Source organism: Arthrobacter sp. Y3225116 (genome assembly GCF_059091245.1).
The window spans coordinates 1-22,396 of record NZ_JBNHGL010000012.1 but is presented as its reverse complement, the minus strand read 5'-3'; the positions used below and the strand labels follow the sequence as shown (position 1 = coordinate 22,396).

The following is a 22,396-nucleotide window of genomic DNA, read 5'->3' as shown; positions in this document are numbered from 1 at the left end:
CAGTCGCACGGCGTTCGACAGGAAGTGGTCATTTTGCAGCAACTCGATGCGACCGACCGGCGGATCCTGCTGGCGCTGGATGAAGACCCGCGCATTCCGGTGATGATGCTGGCCCAGCGGCTCGGCCTGGCCCGCGGCACCGTCCACTCGCGGCTCGAGCGCTTGGCTGCCTCGGGTTGCCTGCGCACGCACTCGGCCCGGGTGCTGCCGGAAGCGCTAAATCGCGGGGTGATGGCCATGGTGAGTGCGGAACTGGACCAGAGCAAGCTCAACGATGCCGTGGAAGCGCTTCGGAAGATTCCGGAAGTGCTGGAATGCCACGCCCCGGCGGGCGATACGGACTTGCTGATCCGGGTGGTGGCCAGCAGCCCGGACGATCTGTATCGGGTGAGCGAAGAAATCCGCTTCTGCCCCGGCATCACCCGCACCTCCACGCAGATGTTCCTGCGCGAGGTGATTCCCTACCGCACCACGGGCCTGTTGAAGCAGGACTGACCGTTCGGAGCCAGCGCCGGCACGGCCGCACCGGTGGAAAAGAGCCGGTGGCTGGGATTGCCGGCCCGGGGCAAACCGCTAGAAGAAGAAATGCGCCAGCACACCGATCACCCAGACGGCGCCGGCGGTAAACGCACAGCCGAGCTCCACCAGCATGCCCAGGCCCACGGCCTTGAGCGCCGCCCAGCTGGCCCCGACCGCCTGGCCGAAGTCCCGCCGTCGTGCGTATTCGCTGAGCAGGAGCCCGGCGGCAAACCCGATGAACAGCCCGACGACGGGGATCACGAACATCCCGACCACACCCACCAGCACGCCCGCCAGGATTGACCAGTTGGGCACCTGCCGTTGTTTCAGCCGGCGCCCGGTGAGTACCAGGCTGGCCAGCATGCCGGCGGCCACGAACACCATCCCGATCGCGAAGACCACCCAGCCCAACGTGCTCTGCAGCACGATGGCCCAGACGAGCAGGCTGATGCCGATGGTGATGGTGCCGGGCAGCACGGGGACAACGATGCCGGCAATGCCGACGGCGATGAGCAGACCGCAGAAGACGGTCGCGAGTATCTGGGCTTCCACCCACCCAGCCTACTGGGGCGCACCGGACGGATTCTGGCAGGCCTGCCCAGTCGCGGGTAATCTGCGCGCAGTAGTCGCAGGACCTGCGTGCGGGCGGCGCCCTGCGCGGCTGGCTGGGTGTGTCACTAAAACGTGGCGCGCACCTCGTTTCCCCTTCGATCCCCGTTCATTCGCACGGGCAACAGTTGAGGGGCCGGCCACCTCCAACGGCCGGCCATCACTCAACCGGAGGTCCAATTCGTGCACGCGTCCCCAACTCCGAAACCAGCCTCGCTCTCCCGGCCCCTGCGCCTGACCGGCGGGGCCCTGGCCCTGCTGGCTGGCGGCTCCATGCTCGGCCCCGCCGCCACCGCCGCTCCCACCCCCGTCGACACCGATTGGGCCGCCTCTGCCTACCGGGGAGGCATCGACGTCGTTGATGCTCCGGATGCCGACCAGCAGACCCTCGACGGCACCGTCTTTGATGACAAGAACAAGAACTCCAGGCAAGACGTCAACGAACCGGGCCTGCGCGGTGTCACCGTCTCCAACGGCCGCGACGTCGTCACCACGGACAGCCATGGCCGCTACGAATTGCCGGCGTTCGACAACATGACCGTCTTCGTCACGCAGCCCCGCGGCTACCAGGTGCCGGTGGACGACGACAACGTCGCCCAGTTCTTCTACCACCACCTGCCGGAGGGATCCCCCGACCTGAAGTTCGGCGGCATCTCCCCGACCGGGGCGCTGCCTGACAAGGTTAACTTTCCGCTGGCCAAGAGCAAGCTCACCCAGTCCCCGGAGCAGCACTGCGCATTCGGCGCCGACGTCCAAACCTACAACCAAAAAGAGGTGGAGTTTGCGCAGAACGGTGCCTTCGCCGACCTTGCCGCCCGCTCAGACTATGCCGGCTGCGGCGCGCTCTTCATCGGCGACATTGTGGGCGATGACCTGTCCCTCTTCGAGCAGACCCGGGAACTGACCGCCAAGCTCAACGGTCCGGCCCGCTTTCTGCCCGGCAACCACGACCTCGACTTCGACGCCCTCGACGGCGAGCACGAGTTTGACACTTACCGCAGCCAGTTCGGCCCGGAATACTACTCTTACGACGCCGGCAAGGCCCACGTCGTCGCCATGAGCAACATCGAGTATCCGACGGCGATCCCCGCGAAGAAGAGCAATTACACGTACGCCCTCGGCGAGCGCCAGCTCGAATGGCTGCGCCAGGACATCGCGAAGGTGCCCAAGGACCGGGTGATCGTGCTCGCCGGCCACAGCCCGCTCCTCGAGTTCTACTACAGCAACTCTCACACCACGAAGCAGCTGCAGGCGATTTACGCGATCCTCGAGGGCCGCGAAGTCGTTTCCTTGGGCGGGCACACCCACATGTCGGAGAACCTCCGGGAGGGTGACCTCATGGCCGGCTGGCGCGACGAGCTCGGCGATGCGGGCCTGCCGTTCACCCACTTGACCGTCCCGGCAGTGTCCGGCCATTGGTACAACGGCCGGGTGCTCGCCGACGGCTTTCCCACCGCCATCCAGCGTGACGGGACCCCTCCCGGCGTGCTGACCCTGGATATCAAGAACACGGAGGTCCGCGAGCGTTTCACGGCCACAGGCGACGACGGCTCCGACCAGATGGCTCTGGGCATCAACTCCCCCGCCTACCGCGCCTGGTTCGACGAATACAAGAACCAGCGCGGCAAAGCCCCGTCCCCGGCGAACCCGAACGCGGTGGCCCAGGGCGAGCTCGGTGAGACCTGGCTGACCACCAACTTCTGGATGGGCTCCACCGGCTCCACCGTGAAGGTCTCCATCGATGGCGGCGAAAGCGCCGAAGCCACGCGCACCCAGTCGATGACCGCCGACGACGTCCCGCTGATTGGCGCCGAGTACACCGATCCCACCGCCACCATCGAGCAGTTTGTGCACGGCGGCGGCCTGCACGACCGCACCTCCCACCTGTGGCGACTCGATCTGCCGGCCGGCCTGGCCGTCGGTGAGCACACAGCCACGGTCACCGCGACCGACGTGCACGGCCGCGAGTTCACCGAGGCCATCACCTTCGAGGTCGTCGAGTAACCCTGCCTGATATCCGACGGCGGGTGGTTGCGTCACGCAGCCACCCGCCGCTGGTCTCACCAGGGGAAGAAGTTGTTGCCACTTCTACACCACATTGGCGAAGCGCCCCGCCGGCAGCTACGAGGCCTTCGTCTACGCCACCGGATCGGCAAGGAGACTTCTGTCCCCGCGCACCCGACGAACGCGTCAGGTGCCGGTCCCCTACCGCCTTCCAGAGCGCTGGACCTCCGAGGGCGTGGGCCGGGGGCCCTGCCCACGCACCGGTAAAGGACCACGGAAGGTTGGGCGAAAATCCGGTGAACAGCCCTCGGATCCGGGCTTTGCTACCCGGCGATAGGGTTGAATACGGTGAGTGACATCCGACCGCTCCATTGCTCCATCCCAGTCCGCGGCGACGGCACTGCCCCGGCGTCAATTACTTCGATCAGCCGGAATTCTTGCCGCCGCTGCCTCGGTTCCGGGTTTCCTGACCGCCCCGCTGCCCGCGCACGGCGCGACGGGCTTCTTCCGGCACGGCGTTGCCTCGGGAGATCCCTACCCGGATTCGGTGCTGTTGTGGACGCGCCTGACTCCGGAGGATGACGCGACGCCCGGTTCGGGACGCGGTGACGATGCCCGCATCCGCTGGGAAGTAGCAGCCGATTCAAATTTCAAGCAGGTGGTGTCGCGCGGGTGGACGGAGACGGGCGCCTGGCGGGACCACACGGTCAAGGTGGTGGCCGCCGGGCTGCTACCGGGCACAGCGTACTGGTATCGGTTCAGGTTCGGTAAGGACTATTCGCCGGGGGGCCGGACACGCACTGCTCCGGCATCCGGCGCGGCCGTGGACCGGCTCCGGATGGGCGTGGTGTCGTGCGCCAATTACCAGGCCGGCTACTTCGCTGCTTACCGACACCTGGCCGACCGCGGCGACCTGGACCTGGTGCTCCATCTGGGCGACTACCTCTACGAGTACGCGCCGGGCGAGTATCAGGCGCGTGACGTCCTCGTGCGTCCCCACGACCCCGCCGTGGAGATGACCACGTTGGAGCATTACCGCAGGCGCCACGCCCAGTACAAAACCGACCCGGAACTCCAGGCGTTGCATGCTGCGGCACCGTTCGTGGTGACGTGGGATGACCATGAATCCGCCAACGATGCCTGGTCCGACGGCGCAGAAAACCACACCGAGGGGGCTGAAGGAACCTGGTCCAAGCGCTCGGGCAACGCCAGGCAGGCCTACGCGGAATGGATGCCGGTCCGCTACGAACCCGGTGGACAGTTGTACCGCAGGCTGGAGTTCGGCTCACTGGCGAGCCTGTCGATGCTGGACCTGCGCTCTTACCGGAGCAAGCAGGCCGACAGCCAGTTGGACTCGGCGGTCGACGATCCGAACCGCACCATCACGGGCGACGAGCAGATGGACTGGCTGTTGGCCGGGCTCGGCAACGATTCCCCGCAGTGGAAGTTGGTGGGGAACCCGGTCATGATTACTCCGGTCCGCTTCCCATCGACCCAGAACACGCAGGAACTGCATGCGCTGAGCGAATTGCTGGGGGACCGCAATATCGACGGGGTTCCCTACAACGTGGACCAGTGGGACGGCTATGTCGCCGACCGAAACAAAGTCCTTAGGCACCTGCGCGACAACGCGGTGACAGACACCGTTTTCCTGACCGGTGATATTCATTCGGGTTGGGCCTGCGACCTGCCGGCCGACCCGCTGACCTACCCGCTCAATGGCCGCTCCGTGGGCACGGAACTTGTGTGCACGTCCGTCACCAGCGACAACCTGGACGATATCCTCCGCGTTCCGGAACGCACCGCCTCGCTGACGGTCGAGTCGGCCGTGAAGCTGCTGAACCCGCACGTCAAGTACCTGGATTTCGACTCGCACGGCTTCTCAGTACTCGAGGTGACTCCGGCCGAGGTCCGAATGGACTGGTATCGGCTGGCGGAACGGACCGACGCCGCGTCGCCCGCGTACCTAACGGCGTCCTGGGCAGTCGCTGCCGGTACTCAAAGAGTCCGCCGCGCAGCGAAAGGTATTCTTGGATGAGCCCGACTGAGACGGGCGGCGGCACAGCCCGCCGAAGTTTCCTGAAGTTTGCCACTGCCTCAGGCGCCGCCGTCGTACTTTCAGCTGTCCCGGGTGCCGGATGGGCCGCGCCCGGCGGGAACGGGAAGGGCAAGGCCGCTCGGGAAGTATCGACGCCCAAGGTCTACGTGCTGGTGGTCGACGGCTGCAGGCCGGACGAGGTCACCACTGCTCTCACACCGAACCTGGCGGCACTACGCGATGCCGGTACCAACTTTCCAGCGGCCCGCTCCCTGCCAATCATGGAGACCCTCCCTAACCACGTCATGATGATGACAGGCCTGCGCCCCGACCGCACCGGAGTCCCGGCCAACTCCGTCTACGACCCTGCGGAGGCCGCGGTTCGCACGCTCAACCGGCCCGCGGATCTGCGCGCGGTGACCGTGCTGGAGCGGCTAAATGCAGCCGGCTTCACCACCGGAACAGTGCTCAGCAAGGAATACCTGTACGGGATCTTCGGGGAGCGGGCCACCTACCGATGGGAGCCTGCGCCGATTGTCCCCGTCTCGGGCCACGCGCCGGACGCCTACACAGTGGACGCCCTGATCGGCATGGTGGACTCAGCCGACCCCGACCTGGTCTTCACCAACCTCGGCGACGTCGACCGGATGGGCCACTCGGACCTGACAGGTACTACCCTGCAAGCAGCGCGGCATGCTGCGCTGGCGTCGACGGACCTGCAGGTGGGTCGCTTCATCGAACATTTGAAGGACCGGGGGACTTGGCAATCCAGCGTGGTGATCGTGTTGGCCGACCACTCCATGGACTGGTCGTTGCCGACCAACGTGATTAGCATCGACAATTCCCTGTGGCTGTATCCGGAACTCCGTCGACACCTGCAGATTGCCCAGAACGGCGGGGCGGACCTGCTGTACTGGACGGGGGATGCGGCAAGCCGGGACGAGGCGGTAGCGCGGCTCGCCATGGTGGTGGCCGCCCACCCCGGGGTGCTCTCAGTGCATCGGCCGGCAGAACTGCGGCTGGGCCCGGAAGCGGGCGATCTGGTGGTCTACTGCCGGGCCGGATGGCGCTTCTCCGACCCCTATATCTTGTCCAACCCGATTCCCGGCAACCACGGGCATCCCGCGACGGAACCGATCCCCTTCTTCATTGGCGGCGGCAGCGATCTGGTGCTGCCCGGAGTGTCGTCGGAACCGGCGCGAACCGTCGATGTCGCGCCAACAGTTGCAGCCCTCTTTGGTTTGGACGAACCGAAGGGCGGCTACGACGGACGGCAGCGGACCGCATCCTTGTCGCTGGCCCGCTGAGCCAAGGTCCCGGCTGGCTGAAGCGGCCACCCGCCGTCGCTGCTTTCCGCTGATCGGGGAAGGCGCTAGGCTATCGCGGCCCTGACGAGGGCCTCGACCTTCTCCTCCACCGCCGGGGTCCACTCCACTAATGCGAACGAGACCGGCCACATCGGCCCGTCGTCGAGCGTGGCCGCATCGTTGAATCCGAAGGTGGCGTAGCGGGCCTGGAACTTGGCCGCGCCCTGGAAAAAGCAGACGACCTTGCCGTCCGTGTTGGCGTACGCGGGCATCCCGTACCAGGTCTTGGGAAGAAGCTCCGGCGCGTTCGCGGTGACGAGCGCGTGAATGCGTTCCGCGAGGACGCGGTCGGCGTCGGGCATCTCGGCGATCGCGTCGAGCACGGCGCGCTCGTTGTCGGCCTTCTTCTGGCCGCTGCGGCCCTGTGCCTTGAGCTCCTGGGCCCGCTCCTTCATGGCGGCCCGCTCGGCCTCCGAGAAGCCGCCCGCATCGGACTTCTGGTTGGTGCTCATCTCGATCTCCCTTGTACGAACCACGACCGACAGTAGCAGCCGCTTGGGGCGCGGGCTTCTCGAATCCTGCTCGGACCGTGAGAAACGTAGCCGTCGGCGGGCAATCTGATATACGGTGCAGCGATACCTCGCGGCTACGGGGCGGGGCTGGTTAAACGGAAGGCGCGGGGACATCATGGACGACGCACAGAACCGCCAGGACCTGACCCGGCAAATCGACCAGCGCCGCGATGAGATCAGGGCGTTTCTTCGCCGCGCCCGTCCCAAACGCAACCGCCTGACCAGTGTCAGCGTCGTTGGTAGCTCGGTCGTCGCCGCGTTGACGGCGGGCCCGGGCTTCGGCCAGAACACTTTCAACACGGCGGTGGCGGGCGCTTTCTCGCTGTCCAGCACGTCGGTCGTCTGGCAGGTCATCTGCATCCTGGCATCGATCCTCTCCCTTGCCGCGGCGATTGCGTCCGGCCTTGCCAACTCCCGCAACAGCGCGGAGCAGATCTCAACGGCCGAGTCCGCCAGCGCGCAGCTCGACGGGCTGCTGACCGCCCTGAAGTACGGCCAGCTGCCGGTCGGCGACGCTGCGCGGCTCTATCAGGAGTACAGCTCGAAAGCGGCCTTCATCGATTAGCCGCTCCGCCGGCCCACCGGTCGGCCCGGCCACGAGCGGGGCTGCCTGAGCCCGGAGCGGCGACGGGGTCAGCGCGTCGACGTGCGCATCGCGGCTACCGCACGCCTTTGATTTTGACCACGAAGACCGCGCCGAGCAGCCCGATCACGGCGGAGAGCGCGAACAGCGCGGTGTAACCGCCGAGGTAGAGCACGGTGGGAGCGGCGATCAAGGGTGCGATGACCTGCGGCGACGAGGCCGCGATGTTGATGACGCCCATGTCTTTGCCCCGGTTGGCGGCGCTCGGCAGCACTTCCGTGAGCAGGGCGAAGTCCACGGCCAGGAACATGCCGAAGCCCGCGCCGAGGACCATGGCCGCGCCGACCACGGCCGGCCACGCGGGCGTGATCGCCACGATGACCGATGCCGTCGCGATGGTGATCGAGGACGCGATGACGAACGGTTTGCGGCGCCCCACCCGGTCGCTGAGAGGTCCGCCCACCAGCGCCATCACCACTACCGTGGCCGCATAGACGCCGGTCAGCAGCAGCACGCCGCCGGCCGGGTCCGGATGGCCCACGGCGTCCTGGAGGAAGAAGAACAGGTAGAGGGTGAAGATGTTGTTGCCCAGATTGACCAGGAAGCGGGTCAGCCACGCCCAGCCGAAGTCGGGGTGTTTGGCCGGGGAGATCCAGAAGCCCTTCAGGAAGCCGGGCCAGGCGAAGGGCGGGCGGTCGGCCTTGCGCAACGGGGTGTCCCGGCCCGCAATCACGAACGGAATGATGCTGGCCAGCAGGAATACGGCGCAATAGATGTAGCCGAGGACGAAGCCGCCGGCCAGGTTGGCCAGCACCGCGCCCATCACAATGCCCAACGTCTGCCCGATCGCCGCCAACCCGCCGATCTGGCCGCGCTGCCGCCGCGGCACGCGGTCCGGGATGCTGGCCGTCACGGCCGCGTAGGCGCCGTTGCAACCGGCCTGCACCAGGCACCAGCCGATCACCATCACCGCGATGTTGGGGGCGCCGGACAGCAGCAGCAGCGCGGCGAAGCCCAGGACGCCGCCGGCCAGGGCCCATGGCACCCGTCGTCCGAACCGGGAGGTGGTGCGGTCGCTCAGCGCCCCGAAGACCGGATTGGCGACGAGGGACACGGCGGCGCCGAAGCCGGTGGCCATCGCCAGGACGGCTTCCTTGTTCACGGCATCGAACGCCTGCGACTGCTGGGCCAGCAAGACCTGCAGCGGGCCGAAGAAGGCAGCATTAATCCCGAGGTTGGTCAGCAGGACGGCGGTGACCCAGCCGGCCCGGACCTTGATGGTGGGTTCCCGGAACGCCGCGGGAAGGTCGAGCGCCGGCACGGGATCGCGCGGTTCCTGGACGGACATGGCGACAACCCTCCTCACCGACGGCGCGGCCTGACCCGCGGTCCCCTGTTGTTGCAACAGCGTACAGCCGCCGTGTCGCAGGCGGGTAAGGCCACGCACCCGCTGCCGGCGGTGTCGCCCAACGGCAGGTCGGCGGCGCTGACCGGCCGGCCTTCAGGACGTGCGGGACGTGAGCGCAACCTGCGCCCTCCGGCGGCGGCCGGGCGTCGATTGCGCGGGATGTCGGCCTGCGCCGGCGGCGGCCGGGCGACGACTGCCCGGAATGTCAGCCCGCGCCGGCGGCGGCACGCTGCCGGGCCAGCTTTTTCAGCCCGCGCGAGACCTGGACCGGCTCCGGCCAGCGCGGCGCAAGGTTGTCCCCCAACGTGACGCCCTTGAGCTTGCGGCCGAACATCGGGACCACCCATTCCTGCAGCCAGTCGCGCTCGCGCCGGAGTGCCTCGCGCCAACCCGCCCGGACCGGAGCCTCCGGCCACTTCAGCCGGAGTGTGTGCTCCAAGCCGAGGGCCTCGAGGACCCTGGCCGCCATGTACTTGTGCCCCAGCGCGGACATATGCAGCCGGTCTGTGTCCCACATCCGCCGGTCCTGATAGACGTCGAACGCCCAGTGGTCCACCAGCACGGCGCCGTAACGCCGGGACAGGTCACGGACGGCCTCGTTGAACACCCAGTTGCGCCGCCGCATCGGCTCGAGGACCGGCGGAAGCATGACCTCAAAGCCGGTGAAGAGGATTAACTGCGCACCCGTTTCGGCCAGCTGGCGGACGGCGGATTCGTAGTCGGCCAGGAGCTCCGGCATGCTGCGCTTGAACTCCAGGATGTCGTTGCCGCCGGCATAAAAGGAGACCAGGGTGGGTTGCATCGCGACGGCCGGCTCCACCTGGTCGGCGATGATCTGGTGGAGCCGTTTGCTGCGTACCGCCAGGTTGGCGTAGCGGAAGTCCGGGTCCTGCTTGCCCAGCTGCTTGGCCACCCGGTCGGCCCAGCCGCGCACGCCATTGGGGAAGTTGGCGTTGTAGTCCCCCACGCCCTCGGTAAAGCTGTCGCCCAGCGCCACGAATAGTCCTCCCACGTGCGGAAGACTAGCTGCGCCGGGCGACGCACCGGCAAACACGCGGTGAAGTTCAGCGCTGTGGCGGCCATGTTGTCCGCTGCGGGAAGACCCTCGGGGGCCGGCAGCTTCCCGCCTGCCGTCAGGTGGGGTCGGGGACCAGCTCCGGCGGCTCGAAGATCCACGGCTGAAGCGGCACTGCGTCCGGACCGAACTCGGACAGCAGCTTGGCCAGCGGGACGTCCGGCAAGCCCAGCGATGCCAGCAACAGGCCGCGCACCGCGGCCGCGTCCAGCCCGGCCAGCTCGAGTGCCCCCAACGTCACCGCGCCATCGCGCTTGGCCAGGCGCCGCCGTCGTTCGTTGAGGACCAGCGGCACGTGGACGTATTCGACCGGCGGCAGCCCCAGCAGCGACCCGAGGTATGCCTGCCGCGGGGCGGAGGTCAGGAGGTCGTCGCCGCGCACCACCTGGTCCACGCCCTGCGCGGCGTCGTCCACCACCACCGCAAGGTTGTAGGCGGGTACGCCGTCGTTCCGCCGCAGCACGAAGTCGTCGACGACGCCGGTGTAGTCGCCGTGCAGCCGGTCGGTCACCGTGTAGCTGGCGGTGGAAGCGCGCAGCCGCAGGGCCGCGGGGCGGAGTTGGCGGCGTTCCTCGCGTTCGGCGTCGGTGAGGTTGCGGCAGGTTCCCGGATACGCCCCCTCCGGAGCATGCGGCGCGCTGGGAGCCTCGGCGATTTCGCGCCGCGTGCAGAAGCATTCGTAGAGCAGGCCGGCCTCCGCCAGCTGTCCGAGCGCGTGGCGGTAGACCGCGGCGCGGTCGGTCTGGCGCACCACGTCGCCGTCCCAGTCCAGGCCGATGGCCGCGAGATCCGCCAGCTGCCGGGCCTCGAACCCGGCCCGCGCACGGTCCAGGTCCTCCACCCGGATGAGGAAGCGGCGGCCGGTGCTGCGGGCGAAGAGCCAGGCGAGCAGCGCGGTGCGCAGATTGCCGACGTGCAATTCCCCCGAGGGGCTGGGCGCGAACCGACCGGCGGGACTCTGGGCTGCTGGCACGTCCCCACGGTAGCAAACGCTTCCCCGCCCGCGGGGGTGTTGCCGCGCCTATTAGGCTGGTGCTATGAGCACACCCGTCTCCCCCATGGAAACCCCCATTGCCGTCACCGGCGCCACCGGCGAAGTGGGCGGTATGGTCGCCAGGATGCTGGCGGAGCAAAACCTTCCACAGCGGCTGATTGTCCGCGACCCGTCGCGTGCACCGCAGCTGCCCGGGACGACGACGGCGACTGCCGGCTATGGCGACAAGGCCGCCGTCGCCGCGGCGCTGCAAGGCATCGAGACAGTGTTCATGGTGTCCGCCGCCGAAGCCGAGGACCGGCTGCAGCAGCATTTCACCTTCATCGACGCCGCCATCGATGCCGGCGTGCAGCACATTGTCTACACCTCGTTCATCGGTGCGACCGAGGACGCAACGTTCACGCTGGCCAGGGACCACTACGCCACCGAGGAGAAACTGCGCGGAACCGGGCTGAAGCACACGCTGCTGCGCAACAACTTCTACGCAGACGTCCTGCCGTCGTTCGCCGACGAATCCGGTGTGATCCGCGGCCCGGCGGGCGACGGAAAGGCGGGCTTCGTGGCCCGAGAGGACGTCGCCCGGGCGGCCGCGACCATCCTGGCCGAACCCATGCCCCACGCCGGCTTCACCTACGAGCTGACCGGCCCGGAGTCGGTGACCCTGGCCGAGGCGGCAGCGGCCATCGCGGAGGCCACCGGCCGGCCGACGTCGTTCCTCAACGAGACGGTGGAGGAGGCCTACGCGAGCCGGGCGCGCTACGGCGCCCCGGACTGGCAGCTCGATGCCTGGGTCAGCACCTACACGGCAATTGCCGCCGGGGAGTTGGACCTGGTGACCCACGACGTGGACCTGCTGACCGGGCGGCCGGCGCTGAGCCTGCGGGAACTGTTCGGCGGCCGGGACTGAGCCTGCGGGAGCTGTGCGGCGTCGGGCGCTGACCTACGGCCGAACCAACCTCCGGGCCAGCGCCGACGGTGCGGCCCGGACGGCACACCGCCCTCCGGAGTGGAACCTAGGCGTTCCAGAGTCCATAGGAGTCCGCGAGCGACGAGATCTTCTCGGCGCGGGCGAGCCGCGGCAGGTAGGAACCGTCGCCCACCACCGCGCCGGCGGCGTGCGCATCGAGCAGTTCGTGCGCCCACTTGATCTCCGACTCGCTGGGTGAGAGCCCCTTGTTGATGGTGTCGGCGGCATCGGTGAGCAGGCAGAGCTTGCCCGTCATGCCCATGGACGCTGTCACCTTGCAGGCTTCCAGCAGTTCTTCGCCGAGTGCCCCGACGGTCGGGCCGTCGATGGGGCCGGGCAGCTGACCCACGCGGGAGGCAACCACGAGCCGGGAGCGGGCGTACGCCAGGGCCATCGGTGAATCGCTGACCCCGGTGTCGCGGCGGAAGTCGCCCACGCCGAAGGCGAGGCGGAAGGTGCCCGGTGCGCGGGCAATGTCGGTGGCGTTCTCAATCCCGATGGCGGATTCGATCAGGGCCAGCACCGGGGTGCCGGCCTGCAGCCGCATGGCGGTGTGCGTAACCTGCTCGGGCTTCTCCGTCATGGCCAGCATGACGCCGCGCAGGCCCGGCGCCTTCGACAGGGCGGCCAGGTCGTCCGCCCAGTACTCGGTTTCCATGCCGTTCACCCGGACCCAGGCGGTCATGCCGGTGGAGAGGGCCTCCACCACCCGCTCCCGCGCCGCTGCCTTGCCCGCCGCCGGCACGGCATCTTCCATGTCGAAAATGACGGAGTCTGCTTCAGAGGCCAGTGCCGGCACGAAATTCGCTTCATCGGCCGCCGAGGCCAGAAGCCAGGAGCGGGACAATTTTGCGGGAAGGGCGGCGGCACGACGGTTTCTTAGAGCGGACATACTCCTAGCCTAATGTTTCCGCTGCCGGGGCCACTAACGTAAGGGGCGAATGCCTATTGAGGCATGCGCCACCTCCGTCCGTGGCGGGAGGTAAACCGGCGTCAAAGCGATGCCGGATGGCGTCGCCGCCGGCGCCGGCGGGCCACAACGACCGCGGCGACCACCGCCGCCACCAGCAGCACCACGACGGCGATGCCCAGCGGGGACCCCGCGGCCGCGGCCAGCCAGGCGTTGAGGGCGGCCAGTCCCACGGTGGCATACAGCACCGCCCACAGCACCGAGCCGACCACGACGGCCGGCAGGTACCTGCGCAGCGGCATCCGGCCAAGGCCGGCGGTCGCGTTGACCGCCGTCTGGACGCCCACCGTCAGGAAACAGAGCGCGACGGCGAGGGCTCCCCAGCGGGCGATGACCGCCTCCGCGCGGCGCATGGCCGGCGAGTCCAACTGGCGGACCAGGCGGGTGTGCCGCCCGCCGGCGGCCACTCCCCTGCCGGCCCAGTACGTGGCATTGGCGCGCAGCATCACGATCACGAACAGCACGCTGACCGCGTATCCGAAGGGGAGGCTGGCGATGTGCTCCATGTCAGGCCGCGGGCTCCGGCCGGTGCGCGGCGGGCGCGGCGCCCATCAGTGCGGCGCCGAAAGGTCTGCCCACGATGGTCTCCTCGGGAGTCGGCGGATGTTCGCTTCCGCGGACGGCGCACGCTGTCCGGCCGCGAACAGCAGTTTACGCCTACCCGCCGCCGGGCCGTCGGCGAAGGTCAAGGGCCAACGCCGGGCCGTCGACGAAGGTCAACGGCCGCGGGCACGTACGCGGCAACAACGACGGCGCAGCACGCCTTCCCCGGTGCGGGCCGGGAAGTGTCTTACGCTGTCCCCATGGCCCAGCTGACTCCCCGCACCACCGATGCCCTCCCGGCCGCCCAGGCGCAGCGGCTGCAGCGGGCGCTCGACGAGAGCGCCGACGTCACCGTCTTCGTGAACGGCACCACGGTGAAGCTGCCCGCCCAAGCCGCGGACGCCGTCGTCGATATGCTCCGCCGCTTTGCCCACGGCGATGCGGTGATGGTCAGCTCCGCAGTTGAACTGTTGAACACCTCGCAGGCGGCGGAGGTGGCCGGCGTATCGCTGACCTACATGCGCCGCCTGACCGACGCCGGGACCATTCCGGTCCAGTACCGCGGAACCCACCGGCGGATCCTGCTCTCCGACGTGTTGGCCTGGCTGGAGACCCGGACCGCCGCACCCGACGCAGGTTCGGCGGACACCGCCTCCGCTGCCGGTTAGCGGACTCTTCCCGGCTGCCCCGGGGAATTCGCAACCTAGGCATCCAATTCCCCGTCTGCCGCCTGGCTGCCGCCCGGGCTGCGGCCGGCACCCGGGGTGCACAGCCGGCGCGATCACCCCTAGGCTGGGTGCCACGGGCCCGGGACCGGGTCCTGAAGGACAACCAGAGGAGACTGTGACCGTGGCCGACCTGCTTGCTCCGCTCGTGACCCTCCGCAACGGGGCCAAGATGCCGCTGCTGGGACTGGGAACCTGGCCCCTGGACAATGCGGAAGCCGCCCGTACGGTCGAAACTGCACTCAACCTCGGCTACCGGCTGTTCGACACCGCGGAAAATTACCGGAACGAGGAAGGCGTCGGCGAGGGGTTGCGCCGCGGCGGGCTTGACCGCTCGGAAATCTTCATCACCACCAAGTTCAATAAGCAGTGGCACAGCGTCGACGGCGCGCGGCAGGCCTGCGAGGCCAGCGCCCGCCGGCTGGGCGTCGACTACGTGGACCTGCTGCTGATCCACTGGCCCAACCCCGGGCAGGACCGCTACGTCGAGGCGTTCGAGGGGCTGACCCGTTTGCTGGAGGACGGGAGCGTGCGGGCCATCGGCACGTCCAACTTCAAACCCGCGCACCTGCAACGGCTGTTCGACGCCGGGCTGGTACCGGAGGTCAACCAGATCCAACTGGATCCCCGGCATACCCGCGGGGACCTGGTGGAGATACACCGCCAGCGCGGCATCGTCACGGAGTCCTGGAGCCCGCTCGGGAAAGGCGGCGACCTGTTGCGGGAACCGGCGGTTCGGTCGCTGGCCGGCAAGTACGGCAAGAGCCCGGCCCAGATCGTGCTCCGCTGGCATACTCAGCTGGGGCACGTGCCCATCCCCAAGTCCGCGCACCCGGACCGGCTGGCCGAGAACTTCGCCATCTTCGACTTCATGCTGGAGGCCGGCGAGCTGGCCCGGCTCTCCGCGCTGGACCGGGGCACCGCGGACATCACCGACGCGGACGTTTTCGGCCACTAGGCGGCCGCTGGACGGCCGCTGCGGCGCTGCTTCGGCTTGGCCTGCCCCGGCACGCTTTAACATGCAAAGGAATGAATCCTGACGGGTCTGTGTTACGCCTAGTGACACCGGTTGTAATTCGACGGTGTCCACCGCAGCCGGCCGTGGCGCTGGATAAGCGCAACGGTGGGCTGGAAGCAGTACAAAGGAGACATCAATGACTGTGCAGGACAAGGTCGCTCTCGTAACCGGCGCCGGCCAAGGCATCGGGCGGGCTATCGCTCTTCGCTTGGCCGAAGACGGCTTCAACGTCGCCATCGCCGATATCGAGCCGCAGCGCGCCAAGGGCGAGGCTGTCGCGGCGGAGATCGAAGGCCTCGGGCGCAAGTCCGTTTTCGTGGCAGCTGACGTCGCCAAGAGGGACGACGTCGTTGCGGCTGTCGACACGGCAGCCGACCAGCTCGGCGGATTCGACGTCATCGTCAACAACGCAGGCATTGCCCAGATCAAGCCGGTCCTTGAAATCAGCGAGCAGGAACTCGACCAGATTTTCAATGTGAACGTCAACAGCGTGGTCTGGGGCATCCAGGCCGCGGCCGCCAAGTTTGACGAGCTCGGCCACGGAGGCAAGATCATTTCGGCTGCCTCCATCGCGGCCATCCAAGGCTTCCCGATCCTCAGCGCCTACTCCGCCTCCAAGTTCGCCGTGCGCGGCTTCACGCAGGCGGCGGCGCAGGAGCTGGCACCCAAGGGGATCACGGTCAACGCGTATGCGCCCGGCATTGTCGGAACCGGCATGTGGGAGCTCATCGACAAGGAACTCAGCAAGATCAACGGAAAGCCGATCGGTCAGAACCTCAAGGAGAACGTGGAGGGCATCGCCCTCGGCCGGATCGAGACGCCCGAAGACGTGGCAAAGATCGTGTCCTTCTTCGCCGGCCCCGACTCCGATTACGTCACCGGCCAGGTGCTGCTGGTAGACGGCGGCATGCTCTACAACTGATCAGGGCGTGCGAGCGGGCCGCCCCCATCAAGGCGTGAGGGGTAGAAACAGCCCCTGAGGGGCAGCACCCGCGAAGACAGGACCAGGCCGGAGCGTTGGGGGTCGCTCCGGCCTGATCCTGTTGGGGGAGGAATGATGTGGGGGCCGACGCAGATGCCGGCGGGCATTCTCCTATTGCCAAGCCTGGTCTGCCCACGCGGCGTCGCGCAAGTAGTTGCTGCCGGTGAGGTTCCAGAGGTCATCATCCTGGGCGTGCGCTCCCAGGACCCCGACCTGATCCAGGGATGATGCTGTTCCTTCGTTCGGGACATCCGGAACCTTGCCGGATTCGGGTCCAACCGACGAGAAACCGAACGGGCTCATTTTGTCCTCTTCTCCAACAGCGAAGATTCGACTTCGGGCGACCAGGCCCTGGCGTAGACGCCGAGTGCCGCCTCTTCCCACGTGGTGAACCCCAACCGGTTCATCAGCAGGTGGGCCTGGGAAAACGTCAATTGCTGCGCGCTGCGGCTAACGCGCGCACGGTCCGCCCGGTACAGGTACGAGTCAAGGGTCCTGATCCAGCGGCGGCGCCAGTTCTGGACGCTGCTTTCGTCCGCGGTCGCCGCCATCAGGCGGTGCATCGGTGCCGTGCGGGCAACCAGTCCTGCGGTGAGGCTGTGCCGCGCCTTCGGAGCCGAACGGCCCAGCTCGGCCGTGGATACCCGAAGGTGGTTGTCCCAGCAGTAGTCCCAGGACAGCCTGCCCCGGTCCGGCCACTGTTGCGCCTTCGACCCATACATCATGGCCCACGCCGCATCGCAGAGGAGCAGGGAGGCGAGCGCCGAACGTCCTTGGGCCTTGCTGAAACGCTGCGTGGCCCACATGGCCAGCTCGGAGGACAGTTCGAATACCTCCTCCGCGAGATCCAGCCCATCGGGTCCCCCAAAACGGTCCAGGTCCGCTTCGGGTACGGGGACGGCGGCATCGGCCGGCGAAAGTTGAATGGAATCCTCGCTGCCGAAAGGCAAGACGAAAGTTTCCTGGGTCGTGATGCCTGGCAGGATGTCGAGGACCCGGTCCCGGGCCGCCAGCTCGAACCTTTGGAGGCTGTCGAGGATTGGGCGGCGGCCCAGGAACCGGACCTTCAGGTGAGGCCCCATCTGGTCGGCACTGTGGTTGAAGTACCAGCGGCCCACGCCTTCGCGGCGAGCGTGGGCGACCAGCGGTGTAACCAGTTCTCCTATGACTGCGTCGACTACGTCCTGCCTACCCGTGTAAATAGACAGAACCCACCAGTACGATTTAACGTTCACCGAACTTGTTGGGCGGATGGCTGTCAGCTGGCTCATGCGCTACTCCTGGTTCGATGTTGTGGTGGTTGGGGAGGGATAGCCGGCGTCATCCTGGTTACGGAATCAGCACAATGCCGATGAGATGGGGCGGCTTTTTACCAGTCCCAGATATAGGCGGAAGCGGTGGCGTTTTCAGAATGGGGAACCGGTCCTAGATCGGCGGCTACTGCCGGAGTGGCCGCAGAGACCGCCCCCAAGGCAACCAGCAGACCTGCCGCGATGCTTGCGATCTTCTTGAACATGTCATTCCCTTCACATGGCTTAGGTTCGTACAGTGACAAATCCAGCCGGGTTGCTCGCCCCCGACATGTTCAAGAGTTCCGTGCTTCTGCTGCGCCTGTCCAGCCAATCCCGTTGCAACATCCGGACATGCCATGATCGTGCCTCCGGGCTTGCTCTGTCACGTTCCGGACAGGTGGTCAAAACCGCCTGCCGCCCCGGAAATCCGGGGAAAGGAGCGCCCCCTCGGGATCATCGGCTACAAACCGCCAAGCGATGGCATAATGTGGCCATGGCAGCAAGTGGCCGCCGGCAAATGGCGCAAGATGGGCCCAAGAAGTGCTTTAGACTGGCCAAAGAGCGGCCGCACCGCACGGGAAACAGCAGGCCCTGCGTGATACGTAAATGGATCAACCGGAGGAGCGCCCTATGCTGAGCGGGACGGCATTCGAGGTCTATGAATTCGCCGTGGCCCATCCCGGCTGGACCAAAGAAACCATGTCCACGGCACTCGGCTACACCATCCGTGACCTCAACATCGCCATCGGCGAGCTGGTCAGCAGGCAATTGCTGCAGCAGCCGGCACCCGATGTCGAATGCTATGTCGCCATCTCCCCCGACGTTGCCCTGTCGCAACTGGTGGACTCCGACGAGCGTCTGCTGATCGACCTGCGCACCAAGATCAGCGGACACCGTGCGGACATGGCGGCTCTCGTGCCCACCTACCTGGCAGCCCGCAAACGGGTGTCGCTGGACTCCTCCGTGGAGGTCCTCGAAGACCCCGGGGTAATCCGCAAGCTGCTGGTGGACTATGGCCGTGACGTTTCCGAGCAGGTGCTGATCAGCCAGCCGGGCTCCGGCGCCTCGGCCGATGTCCACGAAGAGGGCATCCAAAAGGACATCGAACTCCTCAACCGCGGGGTCGTCCGCAAGAACATCAGCCACGCCAGCACCCTGGACCATGTGCCCACCCGCAAAGCGGTCGCCGCGATCTCCCCGGCCGGCGGCGAGTACCGAACCCTGCCCTACGTGCCGCTCAAGATCATGATCTTCGACCGCAACCTCGCACTGATCGGGCGCCAGCTGCATCCGGAAGACCGCGGCGCTCTGGTAGTGCGCGACTTCAACCTGATCCAGGTCTTCATCAACCTGTTCCACGTGGCCTGGGAACTGGCCGATCCCTACGTTTTGGACGGGCAGGAAAACGGCGCCTCGGACCTCAACGGCATCCAGCACTCCATCCTCAATGCCATGGCCGCCGGCTACTCCGACGAGGTGATTGCGCGGAGGCTGGACATCAGCGTCCGCACCTGCCGGCGCCACATCGCCTGGATGCTGGAGCAGCTCGGCGCGGAAAGCCGTTTCCAGGCCGCGCTCAAGGCCCGGGACGCGGGCTGGCTCTAGCCCCGGGCAGCACCAATAGAAAACTTCTGTTTCCTATCCCGTAACGCCCCGGGCTATCCTGTGTGAGTGACTTCACAGGACGCAGACCTTTCCGAAACCCTGCCCATCGAAACGGAAGTGGCGCTGGAACGCGCCACTGCGGCGCACCGGCACCAGCACCTGTTCTCGCAGCGCGCCGCAAACATCAAACAATCAGCCGTCCGCGACGTCTTCGACATCTCGATGCGCCCCGGACTGGTTTCCCTGGCCGGCGGCAACCCCTACCTGCAGTCCCTGCCCCTGGAGAAGCTTGCCGGCATGGCGCAGCGGCTGATCGCCGAGCATGGGATGGCCGCCCTGCAATACGGCGGCGGCCAGGGCACCCCGGACCTGCGGCGAAAGATCTGCGAGGTCATGGCGCGGGAAGGCATCACCGGCGTGGATCCGGAGAACGTGGTCGTGACGGCGGGTTCCCAGTCCGCCCAGGATGTGGCCGCCAAAGTCTTCTGCAACCCCGGCGATGTGGTGCTGTGCGAGGATCCCACCTACGTGGGCGCACTGAACACCTTCGAGGCCTACGAGGTCCAGGTGGAGCCGGTGTCGATGGACGAACACGGTCTCGTGCCCTCGGAACTCCAGCGCCGCATCGAGGAGCTGCAGGGCGAGGGCCGCAGCATCAAGTTCCTCTACACCATTCCCAGCTTCAACAATCCCTCCGGCATCACGCTGGCCGCCGAGCGCCGGCAGCAGATCGTGGACATCTGCCGCGAGGCCGGCGTCCTGGTGCTCGAGGACAATCCGTACGGACTGCTGCGCTTCGACGGCCAGCCCTTGCGGCCGCTGCGCGCAGACAATCCCGACGACGTGGTCTACCTGGGTTCGTTCTCGAAGATTTTGGCGCCGGGCCTGCGGATCGGCTGGGCGCTGCTGCCCGACCACCTGCAGCGGAGCTTCTACCTCGCCAACGAGGCCGTCACCCTGTGCCCGCCCACCCTGAACCAGATGCTGATCTCTGCCTACCTGGACGAGCACGACTGGGTGGGGCAAATCGATACCTACCGCCGGTTGTACGCCACCCGGTGTGCCGCCATGTTGGCGGCGCTGGAAGAGTTCATGCCGGCCGGAGCCAGCTGGACCGAACCCGACGGCGGCTTCTTCGTCTGGATCACCCTCCCGGAGGGCGTCGACACCTACCCGCTGCTCTACGACGCGATCGAGGCCGGCGTGGTCTTCATCCCGGGGGCGGCGTTCAGCCCCTCCGAGGAGCCGTCACGCCAGCTGCGGCTGGCTTTCAGCGCCGTGCCCGAAGAGGCCATTCGCGAGGGCGTGCGGCGACTGGCGCCCGTCCTCGCAAAGGCTATGGCCGGCGCCGGTTCTTGAAATAGCGGTAGTACGCGTAGCGGCCGGCGAAATACAGGCCGATCACGATGATGATCCGCAGGATGGGGTGCAGTCCCGGCATCAGCCAGATCATGACGTAGCTGAGCAGGAAGACGGCCGCCATGGCCCACAGGGTGCCCTTCCAGTCGATCCTGGGCACCCCGGAGTCGTTGCGCTGACCCGAGGGCCTGTTGTTACTCATGCTCCCAGTCTTTCACAGCCGGAACGCCACCCTTGGTGGGTCCATCAGGGCATGAGGTCGTTGATCGCTGCAGAGCGGATCCCGGACGCCGTCCTCCGAGTAGACACCTGGCCGCGGTCAGGCACCCACCAGGATGCCGTCCAGGTCGGCGTGGACCGTGGCGCCCGGCCGGAACAGCACGCCACCGATCTCGAGGGGAACGTCTGCTTCCCCGCTGGCGTCCTTGGCGCTCTTCCGCGGGTTGCTGCCGAGCGCCTTGACGCCGAGCGGCAGCTGCGCGAGGGCCGCCCGGTCCCGGACCGCCCCGTTGATGATCACTCCGGACCAGCCGTTGGCCACGGCGGCCGCGGCGATCATGTCCCCCATCAGGGCTGTCTCCAGCGAGCCGCCGCCGTCGACCACCAACACGGCGCCGTGGCCCGGGGAGTTGAGGACGGATTTCACCAGCCCGTTGTCCTGGTAACACCTGATGGTGCGGACCGGCCCGCTGAACGACGCCCGGCCGCCGAAGTTGCCGAACTGGAGCGACAGCGACGCCAGTTCGTCGCCGCGCTGGTCGTACAGGTCCGCCGTCGGGATCACTGTAGGTTCTGCGCCGTGGGTCGCCGCGTTGCCCGCTGTCTCAATCACGTGATGGTGCTCCTCCTCGCCACACCGCGATCATAACCAACCGCGGCCCGGCGGTCATCCGCGCGTGACCGTCAATCCAGCAGCAGGGCCGGTTCTTCCATGATCGCGGCGACGTCTGCCATGAACCTGGCGGACAGGTCGCCGTCCACCACGCGGTGGTCGAACGATCCGCCCAGCGTGGTGATCCAGCGCGGAATGACTTCGCCGGAGACGACCCACGGTTTCTGCCGGATGGTGCCGAAGGCGACGATGGCGACTTCGCCCGGGTTGATGATCGGGGTGCCGATGTCGATTCCCAGCGCCCCGATGTTGGTGATGGAGAGGGTGCCGTTCTGCATGTCGGCGGGCTTGGTCTTGCCGGCGCGGGCCGTGGTGGCCAGGTCGTTGAGGGCTACCGCGAGCTCTTTGAGCGAGAGGTCCTGGGCGTCCTTGATGTTCGGAACCAGCAGGCCGCGCGGGGTGGCGGCGGCAATGCCCAGGTTCATGAAGTGCTTGACGTGGATCTCGTCGCCGGACTCCGTCTCCACCCAGCTGGCGTTGACGTTCGGATTGCGCGCGGCGGCCCAGATCACGGCCTTGGCCAGGATGAGCAGCGGCGACACCCTGACGCCTTCGAAGTCGCGGGACTTCTTCAGCCGCTGCACGAACTCCATGGTCCGCGAGGCATCCACATCCACGAAGATGCTCACGTGCGGGGCGCTGAAGGCCGACTCGACCATGGCCTTGGCGGTCGCCTTGCGCACGCCCTTGACCGGGACCCGCTCGATCCGGTTGTCCAGCCCCTTGCGGGGGGCCCAGAACGTCGGAGCTGCTGCCTGCTCAGCCTCGCGCTGGGCCTGGTAGCTGAGCAGATCCTGCTTGGTGACCTCACCGCCCTTGCCGGTGGGGGTGATGTCCGCCAGGTTGATGCCCAGGTCCTTGGCGGCCTTGCGCACCGGCGGCTTGGCGAGCACCCGGGTCAGCAGCCGGGTGACGGCGGCCTGGACGGCTTCGC

At 67.4% G+C, this 22,396-nt stretch carries 24 protein-coding genes; 11 read left to right on the top strand and 13 right to left on the bottom strand.

What is annotated here, in order from left to right:
• Positions 1–33: 33 nt before the first annotated feature.
• Positions 34–495 (top strand): Lrp/AsnC family transcriptional regulator, encoded by a 462-nt coding sequence (locus AC5RV2_RS02730; RefSeq protein ID WP_493989860.1) that lies wholly within the window; start codon positions 34–36, stop codon positions 493–495.
• Positions 496–573: 78 nt separating this feature from the next.
• On the opposite strand, the gene AC5RV2_RS02725 is transcribed toward AC5RV2_RS02730, so the two are convergent.
• The gene (locus AC5RV2_RS02725) at positions 574–1,071 is read right to left on the bottom strand and encodes a DUF456 domain-containing protein (protein WP_493979983.1); all 498 of its coding nucleotides are present in this window, start codon (positions 1,069–1,071) and stop codon (positions 574–576) included.
• Between the two features lie 330 nt (positions 1,072–1,401).
• On the opposite strand from AC5RV2_RS02725, the gene AC5RV2_RS02720 reads away from it, so the two are divergent.
• The 3 genes from AC5RV2_RS02720 to AC5RV2_RS02710 all read left to right on the top strand — a co-directional run bounded on the left by AC5RV2_RS02720 (position 1,402) and on the right by AC5RV2_RS02710 (position 6,477).
• Positions 1,402–3,132: a calcineurin-like phosphoesterase C-terminal domain-containing protein gene (locus AC5RV2_RS02720; protein ID WP_494091081.1), complete on the top strand. Its 1,731-nt coding sequence runs from the start codon at positions 1,402–1,404 to the stop codon at positions 3,130–3,132.
• A gap of 352 nt (positions 3,133–3,484) precedes the next feature.
• Positions 3,485–5,170 (top strand): alkaline phosphatase D family protein, encoded by a 1,686-nt coding sequence (locus AC5RV2_RS02715; RefSeq protein ID WP_494091065.1) that lies wholly within the window; start codon positions 3,485–3,487, stop codon positions 5,168–5,170.
• The gene (locus AC5RV2_RS02710; protein WP_494091064.1) at positions 5,167–6,477 is read left to right on the top strand and encodes an alkaline phosphatase family protein; all 1,311 of its coding nucleotides are present in this window, start codon (positions 5,167–5,169) and stop codon (positions 6,475–6,477) included. The genes AC5RV2_RS02715 and AC5RV2_RS02710 overlap by 4 nt, the downstream gene beginning before the upstream one ends.
• Positions 6,478–6,542: 65 nt before the next feature.
• Here AC5RV2_RS02710 and AC5RV2_RS02705 read toward each other — a convergent pair whose 3' ends face one another.
• Complete coding sequence (locus AC5RV2_RS02705; protein WP_494091063.1) at positions 6,543–6,989, bottom strand: iron chaperone; 447 nt, start codon at positions 6,987–6,989, stop codon at positions 6,543–6,545.
• 175 nt (positions 6,990–7,164) lie between these two features.
• Between AC5RV2_RS02705 and AC5RV2_RS02700 the strand changes: the two genes are divergently transcribed.
• The gene (locus AC5RV2_RS02700; protein ID WP_494091062.1) at positions 7,165–7,614 is read left to right on the top strand and encodes a hypothetical protein; all 450 of its coding nucleotides are present in this window, start codon (positions 7,165–7,167) and stop codon (positions 7,612–7,614) included.
• A gap of 94 nt (positions 7,615–7,708) precedes the next feature.
• Here AC5RV2_RS02700 and AC5RV2_RS02695 read toward each other — a convergent pair whose 3' ends face one another.
• From AC5RV2_RS02695 to gluQRS, 3 genes are all read right to left on the bottom strand, one after another.
• The gene (locus tag AC5RV2_RS02695) at positions 7,709–8,980 is read right to left on the bottom strand and encodes an MFS transporter (RefSeq protein ID WP_494091061.1); all 1,272 of its coding nucleotides are present in this window, start codon (positions 8,978–8,980) and stop codon (positions 7,709–7,711) included.
• Between the two features lie 265 nt (positions 8,981–9,245).
• Positions 9,246–10,052: an SGNH/GDSL hydrolase family protein gene (locus tag AC5RV2_RS02690; protein WP_494091060.1), complete on the bottom strand. Its 807-nt coding sequence runs from the start codon at positions 10,050–10,052 to the stop codon at positions 9,246–9,248.
• A gap of 121 nt (positions 10,053–10,173) precedes the next feature.
• Positions 10,174–11,088, bottom strand: a complete 915-nt coding sequence (gene gluQRS / locus AC5RV2_RS02685) for a tRNA glutamyl-Q(34) synthetase GluQRS (protein WP_494091059.1) — start codon at positions 11,086–11,088, stop codon at positions 10,174–10,176.
• 64 nt (positions 11,089–11,152) lie between these two features.
• Here gluQRS and AC5RV2_RS02680 point away from each other — a divergent pair, with 64 nt between their 5' ends.
• Positions 11,153–12,016 (top strand): SDR family oxidoreductase, encoded by an 864-nt coding sequence (locus tag AC5RV2_RS02680; RefSeq protein ID WP_494091058.1) that lies wholly within the window; start codon positions 11,153–11,155, stop codon positions 12,014–12,016.
• Between the two features lie 106 nt (positions 12,017–12,122).
• On the opposite strand, the gene AC5RV2_RS02675 is transcribed toward AC5RV2_RS02680, so the two are convergent.
• On the bottom strand, positions 12,123–12,968 hold the full coding sequence (locus tag AC5RV2_RS02675; protein ID WP_494091057.1) for an HpcH/HpaI aldolase/citrate lyase family protein: 846 nt from the start codon (positions 12,966–12,968) through the stop codon (positions 12,123–12,125).
• A 101-nt stretch (positions 12,969–13,069) separates the two neighbouring features.
• Positions 13,070–13,552, bottom strand: coding sequence for a DedA family protein (locus tag AC5RV2_RS02670; RefSeq protein WP_494091056.1), 483 nt, complete (start codon positions 13,550–13,552; stop codon positions 13,070–13,072).
• Between the two features lie 297 nt (positions 13,553–13,849).
• Between AC5RV2_RS02670 and AC5RV2_RS02665 the strand changes: the two genes are divergently transcribed.
• The 3 genes from AC5RV2_RS02665 (at position 13,850) to AC5RV2_RS02655 (ending at position 16,254) form a co-directional block, all read left to right on the top strand.
• Entirely contained in the window at positions 13,850–14,257 is a 408-nt protein-coding gene (locus tag AC5RV2_RS02665) for a helix-turn-helix domain-containing protein (protein WP_494000970.1), read from the top strand.
• A 175-nt stretch (positions 14,258–14,432) separates the two neighbouring features.
• Positions 14,433–15,272, top strand: a complete 840-nt coding sequence (locus AC5RV2_RS02660) for an aldo/keto reductase (RefSeq protein WP_494091055.1) — start codon at positions 14,433–14,435, stop codon at positions 15,270–15,272.
• Between the two features lie 196 nt (positions 15,273–15,468).
• Positions 15,469–16,254: an acetoin reductase gene (locus AC5RV2_RS02655; protein WP_494013633.1), complete on the top strand. Its 786-nt coding sequence runs from the start codon at positions 15,469–15,471 to the stop codon at positions 16,252–16,254.
• Positions 16,255–16,425: 171 nt separating this feature from the next.
• Here the strand turns inward: AC5RV2_RS02655 and AC5RV2_RS02650 are convergent, their stop codons facing one another.
• The 3 genes from AC5RV2_RS02650 to AC5RV2_RS02640 all read right to left on the bottom strand — a co-directional run bounded on the left by AC5RV2_RS02650 (position 16,426) and on the right by AC5RV2_RS02640 (position 17,830).
• The gene (locus tag AC5RV2_RS02650) at positions 16,426–16,617 is read right to left on the bottom strand and encodes a hypothetical protein (RefSeq protein WP_494091054.1); all 192 of its coding nucleotides are present in this window, start codon (positions 16,615–16,617) and stop codon (positions 16,426–16,428) included.
• On the bottom strand, positions 16,614–17,585 hold the full coding sequence (locus tag AC5RV2_RS02645; RefSeq protein WP_494091053.1) for a lantibiotic dehydratase C-terminal domain-containing protein: 972 nt from the start codon (positions 17,583–17,585) through the stop codon (positions 16,614–16,616). Before AC5RV2_RS02645 ends, AC5RV2_RS02650 begins: the two co-directional genes overlap by 4 nt.
• A gap of 98 nt (positions 17,586–17,683) precedes the next feature.
• A complete protein-coding gene (locus tag AC5RV2_RS02640) occupies positions 17,684–17,830 on the bottom strand; it encodes a hypothetical protein (RefSeq protein ID WP_493979969.1) in 147 nt (48 codons plus the stop codon).
• A 406-nt stretch (positions 17,831–18,236) separates the two neighbouring features.
• On the opposite strand from AC5RV2_RS02640, the gene AC5RV2_RS02635 reads away from it, so the two are divergent.
• A complete protein-coding gene (locus AC5RV2_RS02635) occupies positions 18,237–19,211 on the top strand; it encodes a helix-turn-helix transcriptional regulator (protein ID WP_494065199.1) in 975 nt (324 codons plus the stop codon).
• A 66-nt stretch (positions 19,212–19,277) separates the two neighbouring features.
• Positions 19,278–20,570 (top strand): aminotransferase-like domain-containing protein, encoded by a 1,293-nt coding sequence (locus AC5RV2_RS02630; protein ID WP_494091052.1) that lies wholly within the window; start codon positions 19,278–19,280, stop codon positions 20,568–20,570.
• Here AC5RV2_RS02630 and AC5RV2_RS02625 read toward each other — a convergent pair.
• The 3 genes from AC5RV2_RS02625 to AC5RV2_RS02615 form a co-directional block, all read right to left on the bottom strand.
• Complete coding sequence (locus tag AC5RV2_RS02625) at positions 20,548–20,772, bottom strand: hypothetical protein (RefSeq protein ID WP_493979966.1); 225 nt, start codon at positions 20,770–20,772, stop codon at positions 20,548–20,550. The two genes, AC5RV2_RS02630 and AC5RV2_RS02625, sit on opposite strands and share 23 nt — an antisense overlap.
• A 117-nt stretch (positions 20,773–20,889) precedes the next feature.
• Positions 20,890–21,402, bottom strand: coding sequence for a ribonuclease E activity regulator RraA (gene rraA, locus AC5RV2_RS02620; protein ID WP_494091051.1), 513 nt, complete (start codon positions 21,400–21,402; stop codon positions 20,890–20,892).
• A 71-nt stretch (positions 21,403–21,473) separates the two neighbouring features.
• Positions 21,474–22,396 (bottom strand): dihydrolipoamide acetyltransferase family protein (locus tag AC5RV2_RS02615; RefSeq protein ID WP_494091050.1); only part of this gene is annotated, 923 nt, incomplete at its 5' end.